Source organism: Lentibacillus sp., from assembly GCF_035301925.1.
Lineage (GTDB): Bacteria > Bacillota > Bacilli > Bacillales > Amphibacillaceae > Lentibacillus.
Window position 1 is genome coordinate 1 of record NZ_DATGTI010000135.1, and the last position, 23,296, is coordinate 23,296.

The 23,296-nt window shown below is 41.1% G+C and carries 16 protein-coding genes; 1 reads left to right on the forward strand and 15 read right to left on the reverse strand.

The genetic code is table 11. From position 1 onward, the window contains the following. Positions 1–794, reverse strand: a 794-nt coding sequence (locus VK080_RS11260) for an EamA family transporter (protein WP_324224860.1), incomplete at its 3' end; no start/stop codon positions are given. 622 nt (positions 795–1,416) lie between these two features. On the opposite strand from VK080_RS11260, the gene VK080_RS11265 reads away from it, so the two are divergent. Next, a complete protein-coding gene (locus VK080_RS11265) occupies positions 1,417–4,434 on the forward strand; it encodes an endo-beta-N-acetylglucosaminidase (protein WP_324224861.1) in 3,018 nt (1,005 codons plus the stop codon). A gap of 79 nt (positions 4,435–4,513) precedes the next feature. On the opposite strand, the gene VK080_RS11270 is transcribed toward VK080_RS11265, so the two are convergent. The 14 genes from VK080_RS11270 to VK080_RS11335 all read right to left on the reverse strand — a co-directional run bounded on the left by VK080_RS11270 (position 4,514) and on the right by VK080_RS11335 (position 23,183). Then, positions 4,514–5,845, reverse strand: coding sequence for a glycoside hydrolase family 125 protein (locus tag VK080_RS11270; RefSeq protein WP_414672246.1), 1,332 nt, complete (start codon positions 5,843–5,845; stop codon positions 4,514–4,516). Positions 5,846–5,875: 30 nt separating this feature from the next. Next, a complete protein-coding gene (locus VK080_RS11275; protein WP_324224862.1) occupies positions 5,876–8,599 on the reverse strand; it encodes an alpha-mannosidase in 2,724 nt (907 codons plus the stop codon). Positions 8,600–8,732: 133 nt separating this feature from the next. After that, a complete protein-coding gene (locus VK080_RS11280; protein ID WP_324224863.1) occupies positions 8,733–9,644 on the reverse strand; it encodes an ROK family protein in 912 nt (303 codons plus the stop codon). Positions 9,645–9,693: 49 nt separating this feature from the next. Further along, a complete protein-coding gene (locus tag VK080_RS11285; protein ID WP_324224864.1) occupies positions 9,694–10,521 on the reverse strand; it encodes a carbohydrate ABC transporter permease in 828 nt (275 codons plus the stop codon). A gap of 14 nt (positions 10,522–10,535) precedes the next feature. Further along, a complete protein-coding gene (locus VK080_RS11290) occupies positions 10,536–11,423 on the reverse strand; it encodes a carbohydrate ABC transporter permease (RefSeq protein ID WP_414672247.1) in 888 nt (295 codons plus the stop codon). A 63-nt stretch (positions 11,424–11,486) separates the two neighbouring features. Then, positions 11,487–12,824, reverse strand: a complete 1,338-nt coding sequence (locus VK080_RS11295; protein WP_324224865.1) for an extracellular solute-binding protein — start codon at positions 12,822–12,824, stop codon at positions 11,487–11,489. A gap of 99 nt (positions 12,825–12,923) precedes the next feature. Continuing rightward, positions 12,924–14,156 (reverse strand): ROK family transcriptional regulator, encoded by a 1,233-nt coding sequence (locus tag VK080_RS11300; RefSeq protein WP_324224866.1) that lies wholly within the window; start codon positions 14,154–14,156, stop codon positions 12,924–12,926. A 405-nt stretch (positions 14,157–14,561) separates the two neighbouring features. Beyond that, positions 14,562–15,962, reverse strand: coding sequence for a glycoside hydrolase family 1 protein (locus tag VK080_RS11305; RefSeq protein WP_324224867.1), 1,401 nt, complete (start codon positions 15,960–15,962; stop codon positions 14,562–14,564). A 12-nt stretch (positions 15,963–15,974) separates the two neighbouring features. Beyond that, positions 15,975–16,874, reverse strand: coding sequence for an ROK family protein (locus VK080_RS11310; RefSeq protein WP_324224868.1), 900 nt, complete (start codon positions 16,872–16,874; stop codon positions 15,975–15,977). A 60-nt stretch (positions 16,875–16,934) separates the two neighbouring features. After that, the gene (locus VK080_RS11315; protein ID WP_324224869.1) at positions 16,935–17,750 is read right to left on the reverse strand and encodes a MurR/RpiR family transcriptional regulator; all 816 of its coding nucleotides are present in this window, start codon (positions 17,748–17,750) and stop codon (positions 16,935–16,937) included. Between the two features lie 53 nt (positions 17,751–17,803). Next, positions 17,804–20,452 (reverse strand): glycoside hydrolase family 38 C-terminal domain-containing protein, encoded by a 2,649-nt coding sequence (locus VK080_RS11320; RefSeq protein WP_324224870.1) that lies wholly within the window; start codon positions 20,450–20,452, stop codon positions 17,804–17,806. Positions 20,453–20,472: 20 nt separating this feature from the next. Continuing rightward, the gene (locus VK080_RS11325; protein WP_324224871.1) at positions 20,473–20,937 is read right to left on the reverse strand and encodes a PTS sugar transporter subunit IIA; all 465 of its coding nucleotides are present in this window, start codon (positions 20,935–20,937) and stop codon (positions 20,473–20,475) included. After that, positions 20,938–22,404 carry a fructose-specific PTS transporter subunit EIIC gene (locus tag VK080_RS11330; protein ID WP_324224872.1) on the reverse strand — a complete coding sequence of 489 codons (1,467 nt, stop codon included), beginning with the start codon at positions 22,402–22,404 and terminating at the stop codon, positions 20,938–20,940. A gap of 467 nt (positions 22,405–22,871) precedes the next feature. Then, positions 22,872–23,183 (reverse strand): hypothetical protein, encoded by a 312-nt coding sequence (locus VK080_RS11335; protein WP_324224873.1) that lies wholly within the window; start codon positions 23,181–23,183, stop codon positions 22,872–22,874. Positions 23,184–23,296: the final 113 nt, after the last annotated feature.

Sequence of the window (23,296 nt, forward strand, 5' to 3'; positions counted from 1 at the left end):
AACCCCTCCGATAGCAGCCGACTCCCCATCAGCGTTCCAATAATAATACTAATTTCGCGAATTGGTGCCACATGGCTGACCGGAGTGAACGTGAGAGCTGTAAGCACAAGGATATAAGCAAGCTGATTCAACACACCGACACCGATTGCCTCCTTCCGGTGATAACGCCACATGTATTGCACTTCTTTCCAGTAAGGTACTATAAACAATGACAAAATTATTACCTGACCGATAACAATGCCATATGACAGTAGCAACGGAGGAATAAACACAATGCTGACGGCTCCTTTATCTAGCAGTGTATAGCACGCGATCGCAACCCCAATGACCAAACCATACAAAAGCGGCACTAGCGTGTTTGCTTGTTTTATAGCTTGAATTCCGCCCGTTATAATAAAAATACTAACGGTAATCAGAACGATTCCAATGACTGTTGAAAACGTCAGATGTTCACCATATATAAAAGTAGCTGAAATCGCCGCAATGAGCGGACCTGTTCCCCGACAAACAGGATACACAATCGAAAAATCACCAATGCTGTACCCCTTTTGCAGCAGTAATGAATATATCAAATGAATGACAGCACTCCCTGCCATAAATCCGATTTCTATCCATCCTATATCTACCGGGATAACTATGATCAAGCAAATAACCGCCGGGGCATATATCGCAGTGCTTACCGTCATATAAAGCCATACAAATCCAAAACCTCCATTAGAACGCTTAGCCAGGTAATTCCACGATGCATGCATGAAAGCTGAGGCAATGATGAGCAATAAGGCGAGTAACGACATATAAATCCCTTCCTACAAAAAAACTGTCTTACAATGAAAAAATATACATTTGGATGGTCATCTAATATGGTAAACTTCATTTTATTATCGATTATGACTGATCGGTTGTCTTGTCTGCAGAAACACACCATAGTTCTTTATCATGATAGCTTGTTACTATGTTTATATAGTTGAAGAATGTGCCAGCCATCCTCATTCGAAGTCAGCACTCCAGTTTTTTTGTGGCTGTTTCTCCATACTATTACTTTTATGGGGTAAACAAAAGCTATCACTCATATTCCGTTTTGTATGTCAGTTCCTATTATTCCTATTCTATTCGATGTGAAGTTATTTTTATTAATCACCCCTTCCTTGGAACCATTTACAACATTAATGATACGTGATATACTTTTCTAAACTTTTTAAAAATAATTTAATTAAGAAGAGTTATAATAAAGCTAACTATCAAATTTTTTTCATATCTATTTATGAAAGCGATTTATTTTTAGCTTTTATTATATTGATTTTATAAAGATAAATTAATCATGTATAGGAGGTATATAATGCATTGCAAACCAGAAACAGGTCCGTGAAGACAGAAATATTCAATCTTTTTCAAACATCATAAACAAGGAGGATAACATTGAGAAAGCGAAACAATCGAATCGGCATATTTTTTTCAGTTATTCTTGCCGTGGCACTTCCGTTCACGTTCACTTCAGTACAGAAAGTTAGTGCGGCTGATGAAGATAATACGTCCGATGTCATTAATGAAAAGTATTCAGAAGAACTTAGTCTGCAGCCTGTGGCACCTGCTTTCAGTGTAGAATCGCTGTTGAATTGGTCACCTGAGACTAGCCCGGATTCACAGTTGAATCAGGCTAGCGTCACTTTGAATGAAAACCGATTTAAAGGACATCAGGTCAATAAGCTTGCCAACCCTAAAGCTGGCATTACATCGGCAGCTATCACCCTATCCAATCACGACCGTTCGAGCTCTGTCGGAAGTAATGAATTCAGTGTATATGCTTTTGACAACTGGCAATTACTGGATTCCTACATCTATTGGCCTGGCTCTGCTTCAGGAGAAGGAGTGTTCAGCCTTCCATCACCTGATATTGTCAATGCAGCCCACCGAAATGGTGTACCGGTTTATGCAACAATCGGTTTCCCATGGGGACCTGGATCGCCGGAAGAACTGGCTGAAATAGAAGCATTCACGCAGCAAGCAGAAGATGGATCTTTTCCGGTAGCTGACAAAATGATAGAGGCAGCTGAATATTATGGCTTTGACGGTTATTTTCTTAATCAGGAAACGTATGGTGTCAGTGAAGAAACAGCGAAGAAAATGAATGAAATGATGCGCTATACGAAGCGTCATTCAGATATTCGTTTCAATTGGTATGACGCCCAGGCTAATGATGGTTCCATCAACTATCAAAATGCCATTAACTCACAAAACGATATGTACGTTAAACCAGCAGAAGATGGCACGTATGCTGCAGACGAATTCTTTTTAAATTACAACTGGGGACGCAGTGAAATAGATCAGACGGTTTCAACGATGAATAAGTATCAGCGCAGTCCATTTGACGCCTATGCAGGGTTTGAAGTACAACAAAATTCGTATAATACCGAAATAAACACGGATGCGCTTTTAAATGAAAAAAATCAATCTAAAGTATCCATCGCACTTTATACACCAAATTCGACGATGGGATTAGCGGATAACCCTGCTGATTTTCATGAAAAAGAACAATATTTTTGGACAGGGCCCCAAGGTGATCCGTCTGAAGCTGATGATTCAGCGGATTGGAAAGGCATGGCTCGCTTTGTAACGGATTCATCGGTCATTCAACAAAAGCCATTTACAACGAACTTCAATAGCGGCCATGGAAAAAAATATTTTGTCGAGGGTAACGTAGCTAGTTCACAGGAATGGAATAACCGCTCCATCCAGGATATTATGCCCACATGGCGCTGGTGGATCCGTGGTGAGGGCTCAGAGTTAAATGCCTCCTATGATTTTACCAAAGCATACAATGGTGGGAATTCTTTAAAGTTTAGCGGGGATTTGGGAAAAGACTCTGTGAATGACACCATGCTTTACAGCACGAAACTCGATATCAACGAATCAACTAAAGTTCGAGTCGTTTATCAATCCGAGCCAGGAGCTGATGTTTCATTAGGTGTATCTTATAGTGAAGATTACTCTAAAGACCAAATGAAGCATTACTCACTTCCTGATTCAAACAACGGCTGGGAGACAGCAGTTATCGACTTGAGTGAAGATGCGGGAAATACAGCTTATGCGTTAAGCCTTAAAATAAGTAATTCTGCTAAAATCGATAATTACGCATTTAATTTGGGACAACTTTCCTTGTATGATAACAAGGCTCAAAAGATCTCCAAGCCTGAAAACGCGGAAGTAACTGAAAAAATACTTCAGACAGCTGCACAGGCGGAAGCCCGTATGAGTTGGAGCGCCCAAGAAGACGCCATATATTATGAAGTGTACCAGGAAAATGCCAGTGGTGACAGAAATCTGTTAGGTGCAACACCAAATAACCATTTCTACACACCTAATATTACGCGCTCGAAAGATAATGCCAAAGCAGATAATAGTACTACCCTGCAAATTGTTCCTATTAATAAAAATTATAAACGCGGGGAACAAGCAACCATTGATTTCGAGTGGGGTATGCCTATAGATGCAACAGAAATGGAAGAGAATGCACCCTCACCAAATGTTGCTCGAAATGCGACCGTAACTGATGTATCGTATGAAAACGATGCAGAGCCTGCTTCCAGTGCATTAGACGGTACGGTTAACGGAAACAGCAAATGGGCCGCTACCAATAAAGAAAGCGGTTATATGACCATTGATATAGGGGAGCCTAAAACAATCCGTCGCTGGAGAATAGAACATGCGGAAGCTGGCGGCGAATCGAAAGACATGAATACAAATGATTTCGAATTGCTCTATAAAAATGAAAATGAAGAGTGGATTAGTGCAAATAGAATTACAGAGAATGATAAAGCTGTAACAGATGTTATATTAGACAAGCCGATTACTGCAAGTGAGTTCAAACTGCAAGTGCATGACGATGGGTCTTCGCCATGGACGGCAATCCGTATCTATGAATGGCAAATGTTTGAAAGTGACACCCTGCCGAAAACAGAAAATATTATGATGCATTTTGTCACTGCCGAAAACAATCGCGGTGCCCAGGATAAAGTTACACTTGAAAACGTTAAGAAAGAGCAGACAGTGAGATTATATGACTCGCTTAAATCCGAAAATCCATTGGCAGAAAAACAAGCAACTAAAGATGGAACACTGACATTTGAAGGGCTTGATTTCGGGGTGAAATCCGACAGAACCTATTATACAGTTCAAAGTCCTGACTTAGAAGAAAGCCTTAAATTCAGTACCGCCTACATGCATGAAAAAGTAACAGAAGTTTATAAGCAAATTGATAATTTACCAGCTATAGACGAGTTAACGGTAAATGATAAGCATATTGTCAAGGATGCTAAAGTTTCTTATAACAAACTGCATCCTTCATTAAGAAAGGAAGTACCAAATTATGATGTTCTTAAAGAGGCCCAAGAACGCATAAAAGATTTAAAAAAGAAATATAACAAAGGGGAAGAATAGGAAACACGGGAATGATTCTCTTATTCTCAAAGTACTAAAAACAAGCGGGGAGGCAATCGCCTCCCCGCTTCATATTCACTTACTCCAGCGGACTCCCTTTCACATTCTTTTCGTTCAAATGTAAGACAAACTCACTAAACATCGAATTAGCCCATGAAAACCATTCCCGTGTAAATATTTCAGGATCATCAACATGAAATCCTTCGTGCATCAAGTTGGTATATCCATCGGTCTGTTTAAACAAATCGAGAATATCCTGTTTTTCTTTCCCTGTTTTGGCAGTCATCCCCTGGATTGCAAGCGCGATATGCCAAATATATCGTTCAGGTGTATGCGGACTGCCAATGCCTTTTGCAACTTGCCCGCTATAAAAATACGGATTTTCCTCACTTAATAAAAATGCACGCGTATTTTGATAGATAGGATCATTACTGGAACAATAGCCTAAATATGGTGCCGATAGAAGAGATGGTACATTCGCATCGTCCATTAAGTTGTAATTACCAAGTCCATCTGTTTCATACGCATAAATGTGCCCAAATTTCGGATGATCCACAACCCCGTACGATTGAATACCTTGATTAATTTCTGCGGCAAGCTTTCTGGCAGCCCCGGCAATTTCATCATCCTGCAAAATTTCCGCTGCTATTTCCGCTATATAACCTAAGACCACTACAACAAACATATTAGCGGGAACTAAGTAGCCATACTGACAAGCATCATCACTTGGACGAAAACCGGACCAGGTCATCCCAGTATACCCTACAGGAGCCCCTTCTCCATCATGGGACAGCGTATCCTGCTCCGGACAATCATCACGCCTAAAATAATAGTCGGAATCCCGGTGATGATGCTGTTCCACTTTCCAGGTAGCAATAATCTTGTCAACTGCTTGTCGAAAACTTTCGTTAAAATGTTCTGTTCTGCCGGTGGATTTCCAGAACAAATACGCCAGTTGAACCGGATAGCACAACGAATCAATTTCATACTTGCGCTCCCAAATTAATGGTGTCATTTTTGTATCATCGTCGTTATAGCGATGCCCGTTCGCTGTTTCATTAAACGCATTGGCATAAGGGTCATGGTTAATGTACGTCATTTGCCGTTGAATAACTCCCTGAATAAGACCAGCCATCCTGTGATGTTTTTCAGCTAATACTAGGTATGGACGGACTTGTGCTGCAGAATCACGAAGCCACATCGCAGGAATATCTCCCGTTATTACAAATGTCGTTCCATCCTGCTGGGGTTTTATCGTTGTTTCATACGTATTGGAGAAACAGTTTGCAAACAACGCCCGAATTTTTGGATCATCTGGGTAAGCAGCATTTATTTCATCAATCAGATCCTGCATTGATGCAGGCAGTCCACGAGGCAATTTGGTAGCTCCTTTCAGAAACCATGCGCCCATAAGAAACGTTCCTATGAGCCCACTTTATTTTTATTTCTCAAAACCAATCGTTTTAATTTCATACTTGTTCACGGATACTTTTGCATGATGACGTTCAGCATCATTCAGCTTATTTATTTTTTCCTCCACAATATTGCTTTCATAAGCAGCATAATATCCTTTAGGAATTTCTACAGCCACTGTCGTTTCATTTTCTGTCATATTAAACCAACGGGCGATAATATCACCAGTTGTTTCGGATAATTTTAACGAAGAAAAAGCAAGTGAAACTGTACTGTTTTCTAGTGACAAGAAGGCATAAGCTGGCGGCACAATACCTCCTTGTATCCCTGTCTGACTCACACTCCATGGCACCTGACACTGATACGCATCCTGATAGCTTGCCAGTTTAGATGCCTCTCCCTGGTGAGGGGTAATTCGAAAGGCAACCGTATTCTCACCCAAACATTGTGCCTCCGGGGTCGGAAAGTGCCCCCAGTCGCCAAGTTCTCCTACAGAACGTAATAGGGTTAATGCGATTGTTTGCCTGCTATCGCGCAGCACTTCATATTCATACAGGCCATAATTAGCAACAGTTAATCCTTCTATATCATTGCTTACATTCACAAATGCCTGTTGATGCTGCGAGTTATCCGGGTTCGTCCATTCCGCAGCTGGTTCGTTATTCCGCTCTGCTACTTCAAAAACGGAATCGGCAGCATGAGTATTGGTCTCTACATCCGTTGGAAAAAGGGCTCGCAGTCGATGGTCCTTCGCCTGATTATTAAAGGTTGTTTTAATATCCACCCCTGCACTATCTTTTTCCAGTGTCACATAAGTCTTGATGGTCAGCGGGACCTTTCGCTCTACACGGACTGCTTTTCGTTTTGGAAATTCCACCACTTCTTTTTGTTCTGTTTCCAATAAATCATTAGCGCCAGCGGGAACTTCCCACTCGTGAATAATTTCATAGACCGCTTTAAACGATGTATCCATCACACATCTCACCGTTGCTTCAACATCTGCCGTTGTCAGTGCCTCCTCATTTGCAGGTTGTTTATACATATACTCATTACCGATATCACCAGTATCTTCATAGACACATAAGTCTTGATAAACACGACTATTCACTTTATCTGTCAGCGTCAGTGAACCGTTTCGGTTTATCAAAATGTGTAAATACTCATTCTCTATTTCATGTTCGCCAGTTACCAACGAACGATTCGTATCCCAATCAGATTCGTCTTTGACAAATGCAAATGTTTTTAGCCCTAATGCAGGTACTTTTTCGGCATAAAACGTAACCCGGGCCCGGCGTACCATGTACGGCTGTCGGAACTTTGTCTCAGGTAGATCATAGGCAAAGTTAATCCCTAAGTCTTCAACAACGCATTCATACTTATTGCCATCTGCATCAACGACGATTCGATCACCCAAGGCGAATGACTTCAGCTTTTCCTTGTTGACACCTTCTGAAAAGTATTCCCGCTTCACATCCAGCGTTACAGATACAGTTCCGGTGCGGTTTTGCCCGGTTGTATTGTAAACAATAAACGGCAATGCATCCGTCCCCTGTTGTTGAAAAACACTCGTATCAACGTAATCTTTTATATAATCCAGACTCTCTTCTACAAGCATTTCACCAATATGCTTACTTTTTTCAAAGCGTGTTACCATTTCTTGGTGTACTTCATCGACACTGCACCCGCAAATACTGTCGTGCGGGTGGTTCTGCATTAATGTTTTCCATGCATATTCGATGAGCCCATGGTTGTAATTTGCTCCAAGAATAGACGCAAATGTTGCCAGTGGTTCGGCTACTTTTTCCAGCAGCACTTCATTTTTCCGGTTCATCTGCTTTAAATACAAACGGGACGATGCAGTATTGACAAGTGTTCCCCATCCATCCGTCTGTTGGCTGCGCAGTTCCCCATCAACTGTTTTCAGGTTTTCCGGTACCGATGTCCCCAAACGATTAATATAGTCATCGAAGCTGGAGTGTAGAAATTCTATATCCGGATAAAGCTTTTGGGCTGTTTCAATCGCCTCAGGCAAATCCGTTTGAATCGGCTGATGATCACATCCATTCATCATAAGCAATTCAGATGTTGCCGCGTATTTCTCCATAGCGGCAATACGCTCTTCCCAATAGGGAGCAGCTTCTTTTTCATTTACAGGTACTTCATTTCCATTACAGTACCAATTCGCAAACAACACCCCAAGTACAGCAGATCCATCAGGGGAACGCCAAATCATTTCAGAATAAGGCGATTCAAAGGTGTCCGAATCGACTACTTTATTATTAAATCCGGTCGGTTTTACACCACGGCCAAAGACAGCATTGTTGATACCGGCCTGGCTCAATAACTGTGGAGCCTGGCCGATGTTACCGAACGAATCAGGGAAGTATCCTACTTTGGTTAAGCCTCCCCATTCCTTTGCATCCTTCAAACCGTACTGCAGATTACGGATATTCGCTTCACCACTTGTTAAAAACTCATCCTGCAAAATATACCACGGACCTATATGCAGACGGCCTTCATCAATAAAGCGCTGAATAATCGTACGCTTTTCCGGCCGAACTTGCAAATAGTCATCCAATATAATTGTCTGACCATCGAGGTGAAAACTGTGGTAGTCCGGATTATGTTCCAGTGTATCCAACAAGGTATCCATCAGTTTAATAAGCAGATAATGATGCTTCTCATACGGTAAATACCATTCTCTGTCCCAGTGCGTATGTGAAATAATATGGATTTTTTTTCGCTCACCCATTTATAACTCTCCCAACATTTACATATTTTCTCTTCATGCGAGGGAGCCATAGTGGCTCTGACATATCAATGACGGCTTTCACCCGGACAATCGATTAATATTATTTGATGCATGTTGCACTCATTCCAAATATTTATAAAACATCAAACCATAGCGCAGCCGCACCAATCACACCGGCGCTTTGCCCAAGTTTTGCCGGAACAACATTTGTCTGACGACCGTCCGGATTTAACGCATATGTACGCACATATTCCTGTACAGAATCAAATAACAGGCTTCCCACTTTCGAAACACCACCGCCAATAATAATTAACTCTGTATCAAACGTATTGACCAGCGAAACACAACCGGCACCAAGCATTTGCAACACATAATCAATATGTTCAACAATGACTGGTTCGTTATTTCGATACAGTTCAAAAACTTCTTCTGTTGAAAGCGTGGTCTTCATTAATTCAGATCCACGCCTCGCTATCGCTGTACCTGATGCGATAGCTTCCAAACACCCCGCTTGTCCACACGTGCACTGACCAAATGATGGATCAATAACAGCATGCCCTATATCACCTGCATTGCCATTCTTTCCCCGCAGCAATTTGCCATCAGCAATCACTCCAGAGCCAATACCCGTACTAACCGTCATATAGATAACGTGATCATGATGTTTGCCTGCTCCGACCCATTTTTCAGCCAGTGTAGCAGCATTAGCATCATTCTCTAAAATCACTGGGTAGGACAGGGCATCCTCCATGATTGCTTTAATTGGAACATTTCTCCATGAATCCAGATTAGGAGGACATGTAATTATTCCATTTTTACTGTCAAGCGGACCTGGTGACCCAACTCCTATTCCCATTATATTGCCTTGAATAGTTGCCCGTTGTATAACTTCTTGAACCCCAGAACTTATCCGCTTTATCATTTGTTCCGCCGATATCACCGTATCTGTCTGTATACTGGTTTCTTCAACAACACGTCCTGTTTCATCCACAGCAGCAATCGCCACGCTGGTACCGCCAATGTCAACTCCGATTGAATAGTTCATCGTCATCTTCCTTTACTTAAGTACTCATTGCTGTATAGCCATTAGTTCATCAACCTTTTTGTGCACCTCCAAGACTGAACCCTTTAGACATATAACGCTGTCCCAAAAAATATAGAATGACAACAGGTATCGTATAAATAAACGAGAAGGCCGCCAGTTGTCCATAAAACACCATTCCGTGCTGACCGAAAAACTGATAGATTGTTACCGATGCTGGCAGTTTTTCGGTCGATTGGATCAATATAAATGGTACAAAAAAGTTTCCCCAGCTATTTGTAAACGTAAAGATCAATACAGTGAATATACCCGGGGTCATTAGCGGCGCTACAACTTTTCGCAGACCAACCAATACGGATGCACCATCGATCCATGCGGATTCTTCCAGGGTTATCGGTACCGAATCGATGAAATTTTTCATAAGCCAAATACCGTAAGGCAGCCCTGAAGCCGCGAGAAACAACATCGTTGCTATTAAGGAATCATTCAAATTAAAAAACACAAATAATTGGTATACAGGAACCATAATAGCTGTCATTGGCAGCCCGGACATGAACAAAATGGAAAGAATGATGGAATTTTTATGTTTCAAGTGGTACCGTGACAGCGGATATGCTGCCAACGCCGAAACAATCACAAGTATTATGGATGAGACCAATGACAAAAATATGCCGATAACAAAAGATCGCAAAATCCCTGCATCAGTCAGTATTTCCGTGAAATTCTCAAATGTGAACTCTTCCGGCCATTCAATTGCCAGTGTCGGATTCATATCAAACGAAGCGAAGAGCATCCACAAAAGTGGAATAAAAAACATGATTCCAATGACGGAAAGAACGAAATAGGGCAGTGCTTTTTGTATTTGTTTCCTAATAATCATGTGTATCCCTCATTCTATTCATCAATTTTCAAGAATCGAATATATATCAGACTTAAAACAATGCCAATAAGTAATAAAACGATAGAAATAGCAGTTCCATAACCTATTTGGTAATTAACAAATGCTTCATTATACATGAATATTGGCAGTGTTGTGGATCTCTCTCCTGGACCGCCTCCGGTTAATGCATAAATAAGAGTGAAGACACCCAAAGTCTGTAACGTGACCAGCACCATATTCGTAACAGCCGCTCCTTTTATAATCGGGAGCGTAATCCGCCATAACCTTTGCCATGCATTCGCCCCGTCAATCTTAGCTGATTCTTCAACCTCTTTAGGGACATCATCTAGCGCCGCCTGATACATAAGCATTGAAAAAGCTGCCCCATGCCAAATATTCACAAATATCACACTGACCATCGGAAAATTTAATAGCCAGGCAACAGGTTCCATCCCGGCAAATCCAAGTATGGTATTCAATGTGCCTTCATCACTCAAAAACGCAAACCAGACAAATGAAACGACCACTTCCGGTGTTATCCATCCGGCAAGCACCAACAGTCCAATCGCACTCCTGAACGGCCGTGCTTTTTGCTTCATTAAATAGGCGACAAGAAACCCTACTAATTGTTGACCAATAACAGCGGAAGATATCAAGAAAATAATGGTATTAATGACACTCGTTCGAAAACTGGGGTCCTGGAACATTCTTGTAAAGTTATCAAAACCAACAAATTCCGTATTTTGAGCGGATGCTCCAGTCAATGCTATATTTGTGAACGAAAAATAGATAGTCATAATAATAGGACCAAGAACAAAAAGCAATAGTAATACAATTGCTGGTGTACCGAATAGTAATGAACGCAAATAAATATTTCCCTGCAGTGAATTTTGTTTACTCAATACCAGACACCTCTTTAATGAGGGGTTACCATCAACACTTTAATGGTAACCCACTGTCTACGATTATTCTGACGTTGTGTTCTCCTCACCTACATCTCTTTTCACATCGTTTGCAAATTGCTCCATTGCTTCCTCAGGAGATAAATTATCTGTTGCGACTGCTTCAACTGCAGCCTGAATGTTGGAAGAAACAGATGGATAATTTTCATATGTCGGACGGTAATGCGTGAATTCCAAAAAGTCCGTTATTTTTTGCTGATACGCAATCTGCTCATATTCATCCAGTTTAGCAATATCTTTTCGTGGTGTTAGTGCTGTTCCGTATCGCAGATTCTCTTTACTGGTTGCCAGCTTTATGAATTCCGTTGCAAGATCTTTATTATCAGCTTTAGCCGGTACTGCAAGTGTCCAGCCGCCCGAAACAGTTACTTTTCCAGGTTCTTGACCGTTTTGTGTTGGCATTGGTGCAATATCAATGGAGTCTTCCCATTCAGGCCACGGTGCATTTCCACTTTCCACCCAATTGGAGGACATCCAATTTCCATCAAGTGCGATTCCAACCTCACCCTCGGGCATAAGCTCCGTTGATACTTTCGCACCGGCTTGTCCGGTAATCCCCCAGCTCAAACTTGGTCCTAAGTCATTAGCGTATATTTTTTCAACGAACTGGAGAGCGTCCTGGAATCCTTCACTCTTAACAAGCCATTTCTCTGATTCTTCGTCATATAATTTACTGCCTGTTCCGTATAATAACGGAAGGAACGTCTGCATGGTCGTACCCTCTCCCATAGCCTTACCAGAGTTCATCCACATCGGCACTTCTACTTGATCTTTAATTGCTCCAGCAGCCGAGAGCACATCTTCCCAGCTTTCTGGTTTCCACGGTACATCCAACCCTGCCTCTTCGAATACTTTCTTGTTATACCAAAGGCCACGGACATCTGTAGAAATTGGTACGCCATACACTTCCTCATCAGCACCGGTGACGCCTTCTTTGACTGGATCATAAAATTGTTTCCAATCATCCCAGTTGTTAACTTCTTCCGTCAATGGTTCCAAGTAGCCAGCTGCAGAATCTGCTTTAATTTGAAATGAATCCTCCATCACAATGTCGGGAGCTGTTTCCTCCGATTTCATCATTAATACTTTTTTATTCGGATAGTCCCCTTCATTACTTTTGATTTCCGTAATTTTCACATTGATATCATGCTCTTTTTCAAATTGCTTTTTAACATCCTTCATCCATGATTTAAATGTATCATCAGGTGATTTATAGACCAGTTCCAGTGTGTTTTCAGACGATTCATCTCCACTTCCGTCCCCACTGGAACAAGCCGCCACTATAAGAAGCGGTACCATCATGATTAAAATCAAAACATACTTTCCATTCACTTTTTTCATGCTCACCCAACTCCCCTTTTTTATAATTGATAGAATTGATCCCAAAACTTGCTTATGATTTACCAAAATCACCCCCCTGTACTTGATAACATCCAAATGCTACTTAATAATTGTGTTTTCGGGCTTATCAAACAGTTTTTGTTGTATAATGGCAGCAGCCCCTATCAAACTGGCATCAAATCCGAAACTGGAATTGGTAAAGTTAATCCTGGAAGCGGCATCTGAAAAAAAACGAGGTTTAGCCGTTCTTTCAGCTATCTTTACAATCTCAGGATATAAATCAATCATCTGACCCCCGAAAATAACTTGAGACGGGGAGAAAAAGTTTATAGCGTTAGCAACGCCGATACCCAGATATCGTCCGGTTTGATCCAATACATTTTTTACTAATGGGTCACCATTCTTCCCATGCTGAATAATTAAGTCCAATGTAAGCTGTTTTTCATCTTGTAGATAGATTTCTGCTAAAGAGCTGCTTGCTCCCCTGCGAATTTCTTTTTTCACTTGCTTAATAACAGAAATTCCTGAGGCCATCGCTTCCAGACAGCCGAAATTTCCGCAATTGCATCTTGGCCCATCAACATCAATGGACATGTGACCGATCTCACCGGCCCCATTATGAAACCCTCGATAAATTCTCGTGTCGATGATGAGTCCGCCGCCAATTCCCTGGTCAGCAAAAATATACAAAATGTTTTCCTTCATTTGCATATTACTGAACCATTGCTCTGCCAGAGCTGCTGCATTCGCATCCTTTTCAAGAACGGTCATTAAACCATAACGCTGCTCTAACTGCTGCTTAATCGTTACATTTCTGCCCTCTTGCAGGTTAGGCAGAGATAGGAGTTTGCCGCTTTCTTCATCGATAGGCCCTGGTGCTGAAACACCAATGCCAATAATCTTTAAATGCGATAAATCAGTTCGGCTAAGTAATTGATCAATAGCCTTGAAAACCCTTTCAATAAATGTTAAATCATACTGGGAATTCTCCATTTCCACATCGCAGCGAGCGTGAATTTCAGCTTTCAAGTTAACAATTGCGGCTGAAATTTTTGTCACACCAACATCAAGCGCAATAACATAATTGTTTTCCCAATTAATTTCATATAGCGCTGGTTTTCTTCCACCATTAGATTGACCATAGCCTGTAACTTTGATTGCCCCTGTTTCGATTAATTCAGACGTAATATTTCCAATCGTAGCAAAGGTCAGCTCCAATTCTTTCGATATTTCCGCTTTTGTAATAGGTCCGTTTTTATGAATGATATTTAAAACCAATGATCGGTTGAGCTGTTTGTTTCGGTCTGTATTACCCGGCTCTGCCATTCTCATTTTTGTTCGATTCACTTCCTTTTAAAATGAATATAAAAACCATCAATAATTAACCGCTTTCAAAGGAGAAATAATAATAACTATTTGAGGGTTTAAAGGAATTCAGCCATCTTAATTAAAATGCATTTAATAAGTTATTGGAAAAAGTATATCACGATTATAATGTCATGTAAATAATATTCTTTCTATTTTGCATTTACGAATTGAATAACTGGCACAAAGCTTTTTATCGAGCCTAGCCGTATATATACCTGCTTTTTGACCTGGTTTCGGCTTTTGTAATACAAAGGGTTTCTGAAGCTATCCAGATGTTACCGCAGGCATATTCACGGCTTAGCATATCAGACCGAAAAGATAACTAGCTGTCCTCTGGCCAGGATATAACTGCAGAGCCATGCTTCTATACTAACTTTCATCTCGAAAGCCATTATTCAAGGCAAGCTCCTTAAACCACGACCCGCTCTTTTTAATCTGACGCGTTGCATCATTTTCCAAATCTATCGATACCAGACCGTAACGATTTTTATAAGCATTTAACCACGACCAATTATCCATGAAAGTCCATACATGATATCCCTTAACATTAGACCCTTGCTGGATCGCTGCATGTACCCATTTCAAATGCTCCCGGTAAAATTCAATCCGGTAATCGTCCTGAATGATGCCATCTTCATCTTTAAAACGGCCTTCATTTTGTACACCCATTCCGTTTTCTGAGATAAAACATTCGATATTGCCATAGTTTTCCTTCAGATTGATCAGAATATCATAGATACCTTTTTCGTAGATCTCCCAGCCCCTGTATGGATTCATCTTTTTCCCGGGCATATCATAAAAATCAAAGAAGTGCTCCGGCATCAAGGGGGCATCCGGATGTGGCATGTACTCTTTTGCTTTGACCCTTCTCGGCTGGTAGTAGTTCACACCCAAAATATCCACCGTATTTTCCTGCAAAAGCTTTTCATCCATTGTTTCCGTTGACGGCAACATGCTGTGATCTCTTAGAATTTGTACCAGTTCGTCAGGAAATGTACCTTTCACGGACACATCCAGAAAAGATCTATTAAAGAACAAATCTGCAACCCTTCCTGCTTTTTGATCAGCTGGATGATTGCTTCTCGGATAAGAAGGAGTCACATTTAAAATAATACCTATTTTTCCTTTATAATCCCCGTCTTTAAAGGCTCTTATAGCCATAGCACTTGCAACAGCCGAATTATAGCCTACTTGGACAGCTCGTTTGAAATCCACCACATTAGGATAGTGCGAATCATACAAATACCCCGCTTCGACCGGAACAATCGGCTCATTTTGGGTAAACCATTTCGTCACCTTATCCCCAAATAAACTAAAGCACGTCTTGGCGTAATCAGCAAATGCTTCCACGACTTTCCGATTTTCCCAGCCACCCATTTCCTGCAAAACAAGCGGCATATCGAAATGATATAAATTTACAAAAGGCTCAATTCCCGCAGCGATCAACTCATCCAGTACATCATGATAGAATTGTACAGCTTTTTCGTTGACATCGCCGGTTCCATCAGGGATGAGACGCGACCAGGAAATCGACAGGCGGAAGGAATTATGCCCCAGCTTTTTCATCGTTTGAATATCGTCTTTATACCGCTCATAAAAGCGTGAGGTATTTTCAGGACCAACCTGATTGTAAAATCGATTGGGCTCTTCCTGATACCAGTAATCCCAGATATTTTCTCCTTTTCCATCGATATGGGCTGCACCCTCGGTCTGAGTCGCTGAAGCAGCACTTCCCCACCAAAAATTTTCAGGAAATGTATAAGTCGCCATATAAAATTCCTCCTAGCTGTTATGCGATTTAATAAAATGATACGCAGCACCAATTAAATTGGCCTGATTTTTAAATTGACAGGTACGAATAATCGGTTTCATACTATCCAAATCCATCAAATCCTGAACATCTTCCACCTTTTCAGTGAGAGAAGGGATGAAATCGTCCCGGTGGCTAATACCTCCCCCCACCAAGATACGTTCCGGATCATAGATATGCTGTAAATTATGTATTCCTGCAGCAAGCATAAAATAAAATTCTTCAATAGCTTGCCGGCATATGTTATCTCCCTCTTCTGCCCATTCAAAAATTTGTTCGCCGGAAATGTCCCGCTCAGCCATTTCTTTTTCTTTGGCAACTTTTCGGATGAGGGCACTTGTTGAACCCAAATGGCTCCAATGATCCACCTGCTTGTTTTTGGGATCGGCATATAATATGGCATACCCAAATTCACCTGCATAAAGGTTGGCGCCGCGATACAAGTCACCATTGGAGATAACTGCACCGCCAATACCGGTACCGATCACAAGCGTTAACACTTCCCGGCAGCCGCGGGCAGCGCCCTTCCACAATTCGGCCAAAGCTGCACAATTGGCGTCATTTTCGACGGCTACCTGTTCCTCTGTCCGTTCTTCCAACAAATCCTTTAAAGCTATTTGATCCAGATAAGAAATAGCGCTTGTTCCTTCGACTTTGCCATTCGCTGTAATGGTGCCGGGGCAACTGACTGCTATACCCTCTATATCATTATGACGCCGAAAATCATCGCTAACCTCCAGTACAAGGTCCACTAAACCTTCCAAAGAAGCAGGTGTCGAAACTTTGTCCGCCATAGAAACGCCTGCATCCCCCTGTACCAGCGCATATTTGATAAACGTCCCGCCAAAATCAAATGATAGATAGCATTTCATAGATTACACCCCCTTTTTCAATTACTCATTTAACGCAAAATATCTTGCGTTACACCATCGTTATTTTTCATATTTATTACCTTGTAAGTAGGCGGATTCAGTTCCCACCCATTTTTTGATATCCTCCCGGTACATCCGAATATATTGCGAGTAGATGAAATCGATAATAATCAACAAAGGTATCTGCGCAGATATTTGCCCGGCTTCATTGGGGTTATGGATATGCGACGTTAACAGACTGACATCTGCTATATCATTAACGATATCCCCTGATTCATTTGCGGTAACGACAATTAAATCAGCACCCTTGGCCTTGAGTTTTCTCAGTGATTGAATGACACGATTATTCTCACCGCGTAATGAAAAATAAATAACCAGATTATCCTGATTTAAAAGCGAAGAGATCATTTCAATTGATTCGTAATCCCTTACAACTTCCACAAACTTGCCAACCCGTGTGAAGCGGAATTTAAAATCTTCTCCCGCAATAGCACTTAGCCCCAAACCGTAGACATGAATGATTTTTTGACTGTGAATATATCTGCTTGCTTCTTTTATCTTCTCGATATCGGCTTTTTCATCAATTGAATTAATGAGTTCTTTATATTGAAACTGGAGGTTGCTTGTCACGTCATGGATATCATTTGAATAGTCCAGCAATGCCTCGCGGTAACAATAAATAAACTCTTTATAATTATCAAATCCAACTTTTTTGCAAAACCTGGTGATTGAAGCAGTCGATACATTAACTTCCTCAGCAAGTTCAGACTGCTTCAACGGTTTCTTGGCTCCTAGAAAATAAGCAGCAATTTGCTCCTCCACAGCCGTAAATCTTAATTTAGAACTTTCGATGGTTAAAAAGATATCATGATTCATCAAATCTCATCACCCGTTCATCAGACCAGATACAGGAGCCATACCGGCCGAAATCAGAATCGAATATAAACGGTCTTGATTTCCTTTGGTTTAAAACCGCCCAATTGAATCGTTTGATCCTTGTATCTGCTGCTTAATTCTTCGTTTTCAGCCATATTGATGAAATGCCAATAATCAATTTGCTGCCGGCAAACCGTCTCGCCGCTGTCATAAACACCCTTATCTGCCGGGTTAAAAAATCGAACAACAAGTCCGGTTTTATCACGCGCCATCTTCACAGAGCTTAATACAATATTTTTGCTATGACTGGCATCAAGCAGTGAAAAAGCATCAGGCACTGTCTCGCTTAACGGCTGCATGACGAAGTACTTCAGCGTATTCGTAAATGCGTTTAAGGATTGATGTTGGTAATAAGGGACTGAAACAGCATAATGCTGATAATGATCGAATGCATCAGCCGCATTAAAATTCCGGCCAACCACCAATGAACATTTAAATGTCATATGTTGCTGCATTTGACTGTCAGGTGTCTCAATGTACCGGAATTGATTGCCTGATGCAACACCCGGCCTTCTGATTAGATCCGGTTTTCCAAGATAGCCGACCGCTCGAAATAATGTCAGGGCAATCCCTTTCCCATCTGATCCCATGATTTCATATTCCTTCATGCCTTTTGAAAACGCGGTAATACTTTTCCCGCTATCATGCACATTGACGAAATTCAGCATCGGATAAATGCCAGACGGTTCCTCTTTCCAGCCTTTCTCGCGCCAATTTTCCAGGTTAGGATCTCGAACAGGCCGGGATATGGTACCAAAAGGAGAGTCGGCAATGCTTTCATCTGTTTTAACATCTCCATTAGCCACTAAACGCATCCGATGATCAAAAGCCTTATTTTCCATATCAAGCTGTAGATTGATGGATTGATAATCCGTTCTAATAGAAATGGTACATTCATAAGGTATTTGGCTATTAAATTGACCTTCAACCCGTTCCGTCAGATTCAACGGCACATTAAAATAACCTGATAAGGTGATAGAGCTCTCTATTCTCCCTTTTATTGTCCGCGCCTCAGAATTGGAAAAGTCCAGTTTCAATACGTTGTCATGCATAGGCGGGGAATAATCATAGTTATCGCCATCATCTCCGCTATCCTCAATGAATAGAAAATCTCGGTACCATATGCCAGTCACTTTATCAAAAACGTCTACCTTTCCATCTTCGCACATAATCTTATAATAGTCATTTTCGATAGACACTGGTTCGCTTTCTTTCATGTCGTTTTGCTCCGGAAAGGCAATTTCTCCCTGTTCCCCCTCCACAATATCCAGGACATCATATCCTAATGGCTCCAATGTGACAGGGACCAGAATTTCTATTTCTTGATAAAAAGATTCAGACGCAGGCTTCACATCCCTGCGAATCGGATCATTCGAGCATTCCGTCATGTTCACGAATTGATAGGGAATCTTCTCACCTTTATGATAAATCGCAAAATCAGAATTGACCAATGAAACCTTTAAATTCAGTAGTTTCTTTTGTCGTATGGGCAGTGTATTAAAAACAGTAATTTGGTTAGGCCTGATATTTTCCCGGGATTCGCTGATTTTCCTGGTGAGATAATCGATGAGCGAATAGGATAGCTCATCTGCTTCGGTTAAACGCTGTAAAATAGATCGATTGGTTTTATCACTATTGCAGCCCCCGGCGCTATCATGCGCATGATTTCGTAATGCCAATTTCCACACCTTATCCAGTAAATCCTTTTTATAGGGAATCCCTACATGATCCGCTATCGCCATTAAAGGCTCTACCTGATAAATTAACCGGCGCTCCACTTTATCATTCAAATACTTATGATCATACCTGGTTGAATAAATGGATCGATGAATCTTGGATACTTGCGCGTTCAGCAATTCTCCTTGAACGGAAGGCAAATCCGATTTTTCCTCCATGATGCCTTCAAACAACTTGTCATAATTACTTTCAACAAGTTGGTCTTCTGACAAGTTCTCATTGAAATGATTAATTCTTTCTTTTAAATTCATGTCAACATAACGCTGATCCCCTCCAACTGGAAGTGCAATATGAGAAGAAACCGTGTCTTTTTTGACTTGCTCCATTACAGCATCACAGTTGTCACTTTCAATAAGCTGAACCCCTACAAAATAACCATCTTTTATATTATAAGCCATAACACGGCTGCCATCTTCAGATTCCCAGAAAAATTCCCTTTGTTTCATGTTGTCCGAAGATAATCCACGCCAAAAAACAGCTCTATGAATCCCCATCTGATGACATATTTTCGGCATGTCAATTGATTGACCAAAAGCATCGGGAATGTAGCCGAGTAAATCGGTCCCCCCGAACGAATTCCCTAGTTCCATTCCAATCTGTAAATTTCTAACCAATGACTCCCCGCGTACGATCATTTGATCAGACTGTGTATACCAGGGTCCAATTTTCAGCTTACCGTTCTCTACAAGCTCCATAAAACGCGCTTGTTTATCAGGGTTTGCCTCTAAATAATCCTCAACAATACTCGTCTGACCATCAAGCATGTAATAATCCAATATGCCTTCTTCCAGTGCCGTTATGACCTCGTCCACGTGATAGCATAATTGTATGAAAGATTCATTACTGGTAAAGTACCACTCATAATCCCAATGTGTGTGTGCAATAACGTGAATTGTATTTTCCATTTTAACACCCTGGCTTTCTATTAATCGCTAAGTTCTTCCAATTTATTCTGGATAATGTAATATAGATCTTTTTCTATATCAGCTGTTAAGATCGACTGTGTGAACTGTTCATCAATTAATGCCCGTGATAGAGTGCTGAGCAATTTCAAATGTTCATTGTTTTTCCCATCCGGAATTGCCAAAGCAAACGCGACTTCCACGGCTTTTCCATCCATCGACTCCCATTCGACGGGGTTGGAAAATTTAACTAGCATCAAAGATGGACTGATGACGGTTTTATGCTTGCAATGTGGTATGGCCACCCCGTCTTTAAAACCGGTTGTCACTTCTTTTTCGCGTTTCTTCAATCCTTTGTAATAAGCCTTTGGGGATTTCACAACCCCCTGCTGCTCAGCAAAAGCGGCAATATAATTAAGCGCCTCATCTTTTGTTTTCACTGAAGAATCGAAAACAATATTATTCATATTAAAAATTTTATTTATCAATTAGTCCACCCTCTTTTTTGTAAAACCAATAATCACTGCCGTTACAAGCACACCTGTCAACACGCTGAATATCCATGTGACGAAAGGAACGGGCTGTTCGATATAACCAACAAAAGTTCCCAGCGGTGAACCGATACCACCAAAGAACTTGATACCCAAACCTGCTGCCAGCCCGCCTGCAACAGCTGAACCTGCAACAAAAGCCGGAATCATACGGACAGGATCTTGTGCCGCGAACGGAATAGCGCCTTCTGTTACACCTACAATCCCCATACCAAAGGCACTATTCGCTGAAACTTTTTCGGTTGGAGAAAATTTCTTTTTAAAGAGAATAGATGCCAGCCAAATACCCAATGGGGCAACAGAAATAGCCGCCTGTGTTGCTGTTTGCGGAACAAAATTAGCGCCTTCCACTCCGTATTTAGCTATGGTATCTGTAAAAACAGCAGTACCAAATACAAGCGCCGTTTTATTAAATGGTCCGCCTAAATCAAAGCCAACCATCGCACCAATAATAACGCCCACGATTACTGGGGCTGAACTGTAATTTTCGTTTAATGTCGTCAGACCATCATATAGGAAGTCCATCATTGAAGCCATTGGATTTCCAATTACGTATAGTACAAATAAGGAAATTAACAGTGTACTGACAAATGGAATCAGCATAATTGGAACAATCGGCTGAATTAGTTTTGGATATGGAATCTTTTTCAATAATTTGACAAAATAACCAGTAGCAAAAGCTACCAGTATAGCTCCCAAAAACCCGCTTCCAGCATCTGCACCCAACATTTCAGCATCATTTGCAATATAGGTGCCGATCATGGCTGCAGCAATGGCTGGCTTACCAGCGATGGAGTTCGCTACAAAACCCGCAAACAGGGGAATCATTAATAGAAAACCAACCTGCCCAATATCGAATAAATTTGACATTAATTCCCCCATCACTGTTGATTCATTAAAACCCCAATCAACAATTCGTCCTGCCTCATCTCGCTGAAATGCTGACACATTTGCTATGGCTAAGATCAGTCCTGATGCAATTACCATCGGAATCATGTAGGAAATACCCGCCATGATGTGTTGGAAGAAACCGCCTTCTTCCGTTTTTCCCATCTTGGCAACGCCCGCTTTCGTGCCTTTTTCGCCATAAACTTCCGCACTTTCTAAAGCGGTTTCAAGTACTTCCTGAGGATTTCTTATTGCTTCTGATGCCTTGACTCTCTTCACCCGTTTCCCCGAAAAACGTGTCATATCAATATTTATTTCCACAGCTAAAATAACAACGTCTGCATCTTCAATTTCCTGTTGAGTTAAACCATTCTCGACACCAATTGAACCTTGTGTCTCAACTTTAATGTCATAACCTTGATCCTGGCCGGCTTTTTCCAGTGACTCAGCAGCCATATATGTGTGGGCAATTCCTGCGGAACAAGCGGTAACCGCAACAATTTTCTTTTGAGACATTTGCAGTCCTACCTTTCTATTTATGTGTATTTTAAAAAAACTCTTCACTTAAATTTGACTTTATTTAGTATTCTTCCTTGTTTCTTATCACCGCCTACTATTCATAGACTCATATCTAACTAGCTATTGTCAGTGTATTATGAAGAAGTGATTATGAAAACACTTTCAATAAATGTTGTTTAAAGTATCTTTTTTAATGTATTTTTTGAAATTACTTTCAATCATTTCCTTAAATTGACCTATGAAGACAGAATTATCAATCCTGGTGTTTACCTGTATCGTATTCTCGATAAACGTTAAGCACAAAGACGATCGTCACTTGCGTTTATGCTTGCCCTTCCGGTCACCATTACTAATACTCCTTTTGCTAAAAACTTCAATTTCCCAGCAAAATGCGTCTATAAAGCGTGTTATTTCTTTTATGGTAGCCGGATAATAATTTTAAAAAGGAAGAGACACATTGGAGATTAAAGTATGTATGCGAAAGTTCTAGGGAATACATTGCGGGAAGACGAAAAGTATGTGACATGACACTTGAGGAACTGGCATATGAGTCTCGCATGGATGAAAAGCACCTTGGCAAGTGCAACGCCTACTGGATCGACCATCGGAAGTTTCCACTGCCCGCTATTCTTATATGCCATCCACATAGCATATAGACTTTCCCCGTAAAATTCCCGATAAGGATCGTTTATACCCAGCTTTAGCATATGGTAATGGATTCTTTTTTCATTTTGCTTGAAAATCTCTTCAAACGACATGTTGTCATTGTCATGCATTTGCTTCCCCCCCTTGATACGAGTCTTGAATGTTCAACCGGTGAATGTGGTTATGAATTCTCCGCTTGTTCTGTTTGAAAATCCTCTCGAATATGAGCTTGTTATTTGTCATT

What these genes read in the sequence shown, in the direction of transcription:
- VK080_RS11270 (WP_414672246.1), bottom strand. Translation starts at nt 5,845, where the DNA reads ATGGGCGCATGGTTTCTGAAAGGAGCTACCAAATTGCCTCGTGGACTG.
- VK080_RS11275 (WP_324224862.1), bottom strand. Translation starts at nt 8,599, where the DNA reads ATGGGTGAGCGAAAAAAAATCCATATTATTTCACATACGCACTGGGAC.
- VK080_RS11280 (WP_324224863.1), bottom strand. Translation starts at nt 9,644, where the DNA reads ATGAACTATTCAATCGGAGTTGACATTGGCGGTACCAGCGTGGCGATT.
- VK080_RS11285 (WP_324224864.1), bottom strand. Translation starts at nt 10,521, where the DNA reads ATGATTATTAGGAAACAAATACAAAAAGCACTGCCCTATTTCGTTCTT.
- VK080_RS11295 (WP_324224865.1), bottom strand. Translation starts at nt 12,824, where the DNA reads ATGAAAAAAGTGAATGGAAAGTATGTTTTGATTTTAATCATGATGGTA.
- VK080_RS11300 (WP_324224866.1), bottom strand. Translation starts at nt 14,156, where the DNA reads ATGAGAATGGCAGAGCCGGGTAATACAGACCGAAACAAACAGCTCAAC.
- VK080_RS11305 (WP_324224867.1), bottom strand. Translation starts at nt 15,962, where the DNA reads ATGGCGACTTATACATTTCCTGAAAATTTTTGGTGGGGAAGTGCTGCT.
- VK080_RS11310 (WP_324224868.1), bottom strand. Translation starts at nt 16,874, where the DNA reads ATGAAATGCTATCTATCATTTGATTTTGGCGGGACGTTTATCAAATAT.
- VK080_RS11315 (WP_324224869.1), bottom strand. Translation starts at nt 17,750, where the DNA reads ATGAATCATGATATCTTTTTAACCATCGAAAGTTCTAAATTAAGATTT.
- VK080_RS11320 (WP_324224870.1), bottom strand. Translation starts at nt 20,452, where the DNA reads ATGGAAAATACAATTCACGTTATTGCACACACACATTGGGATTATGAG.
- VK080_RS11330 (WP_324224872.1), bottom strand. Translation starts at nt 22,404, where the DNA reads ATGTCTCAAAAGAAAATTGTTGCGGTTACCGCTTGTTCCGCAGGAATT.
- VK080_RS11335 (WP_324224873.1), bottom strand. Translation starts at nt 23,183, where the DNA reads ATGCATGACAATGACAACATGTCGTTTGAAGAGATTTTCAAGCAAAAT.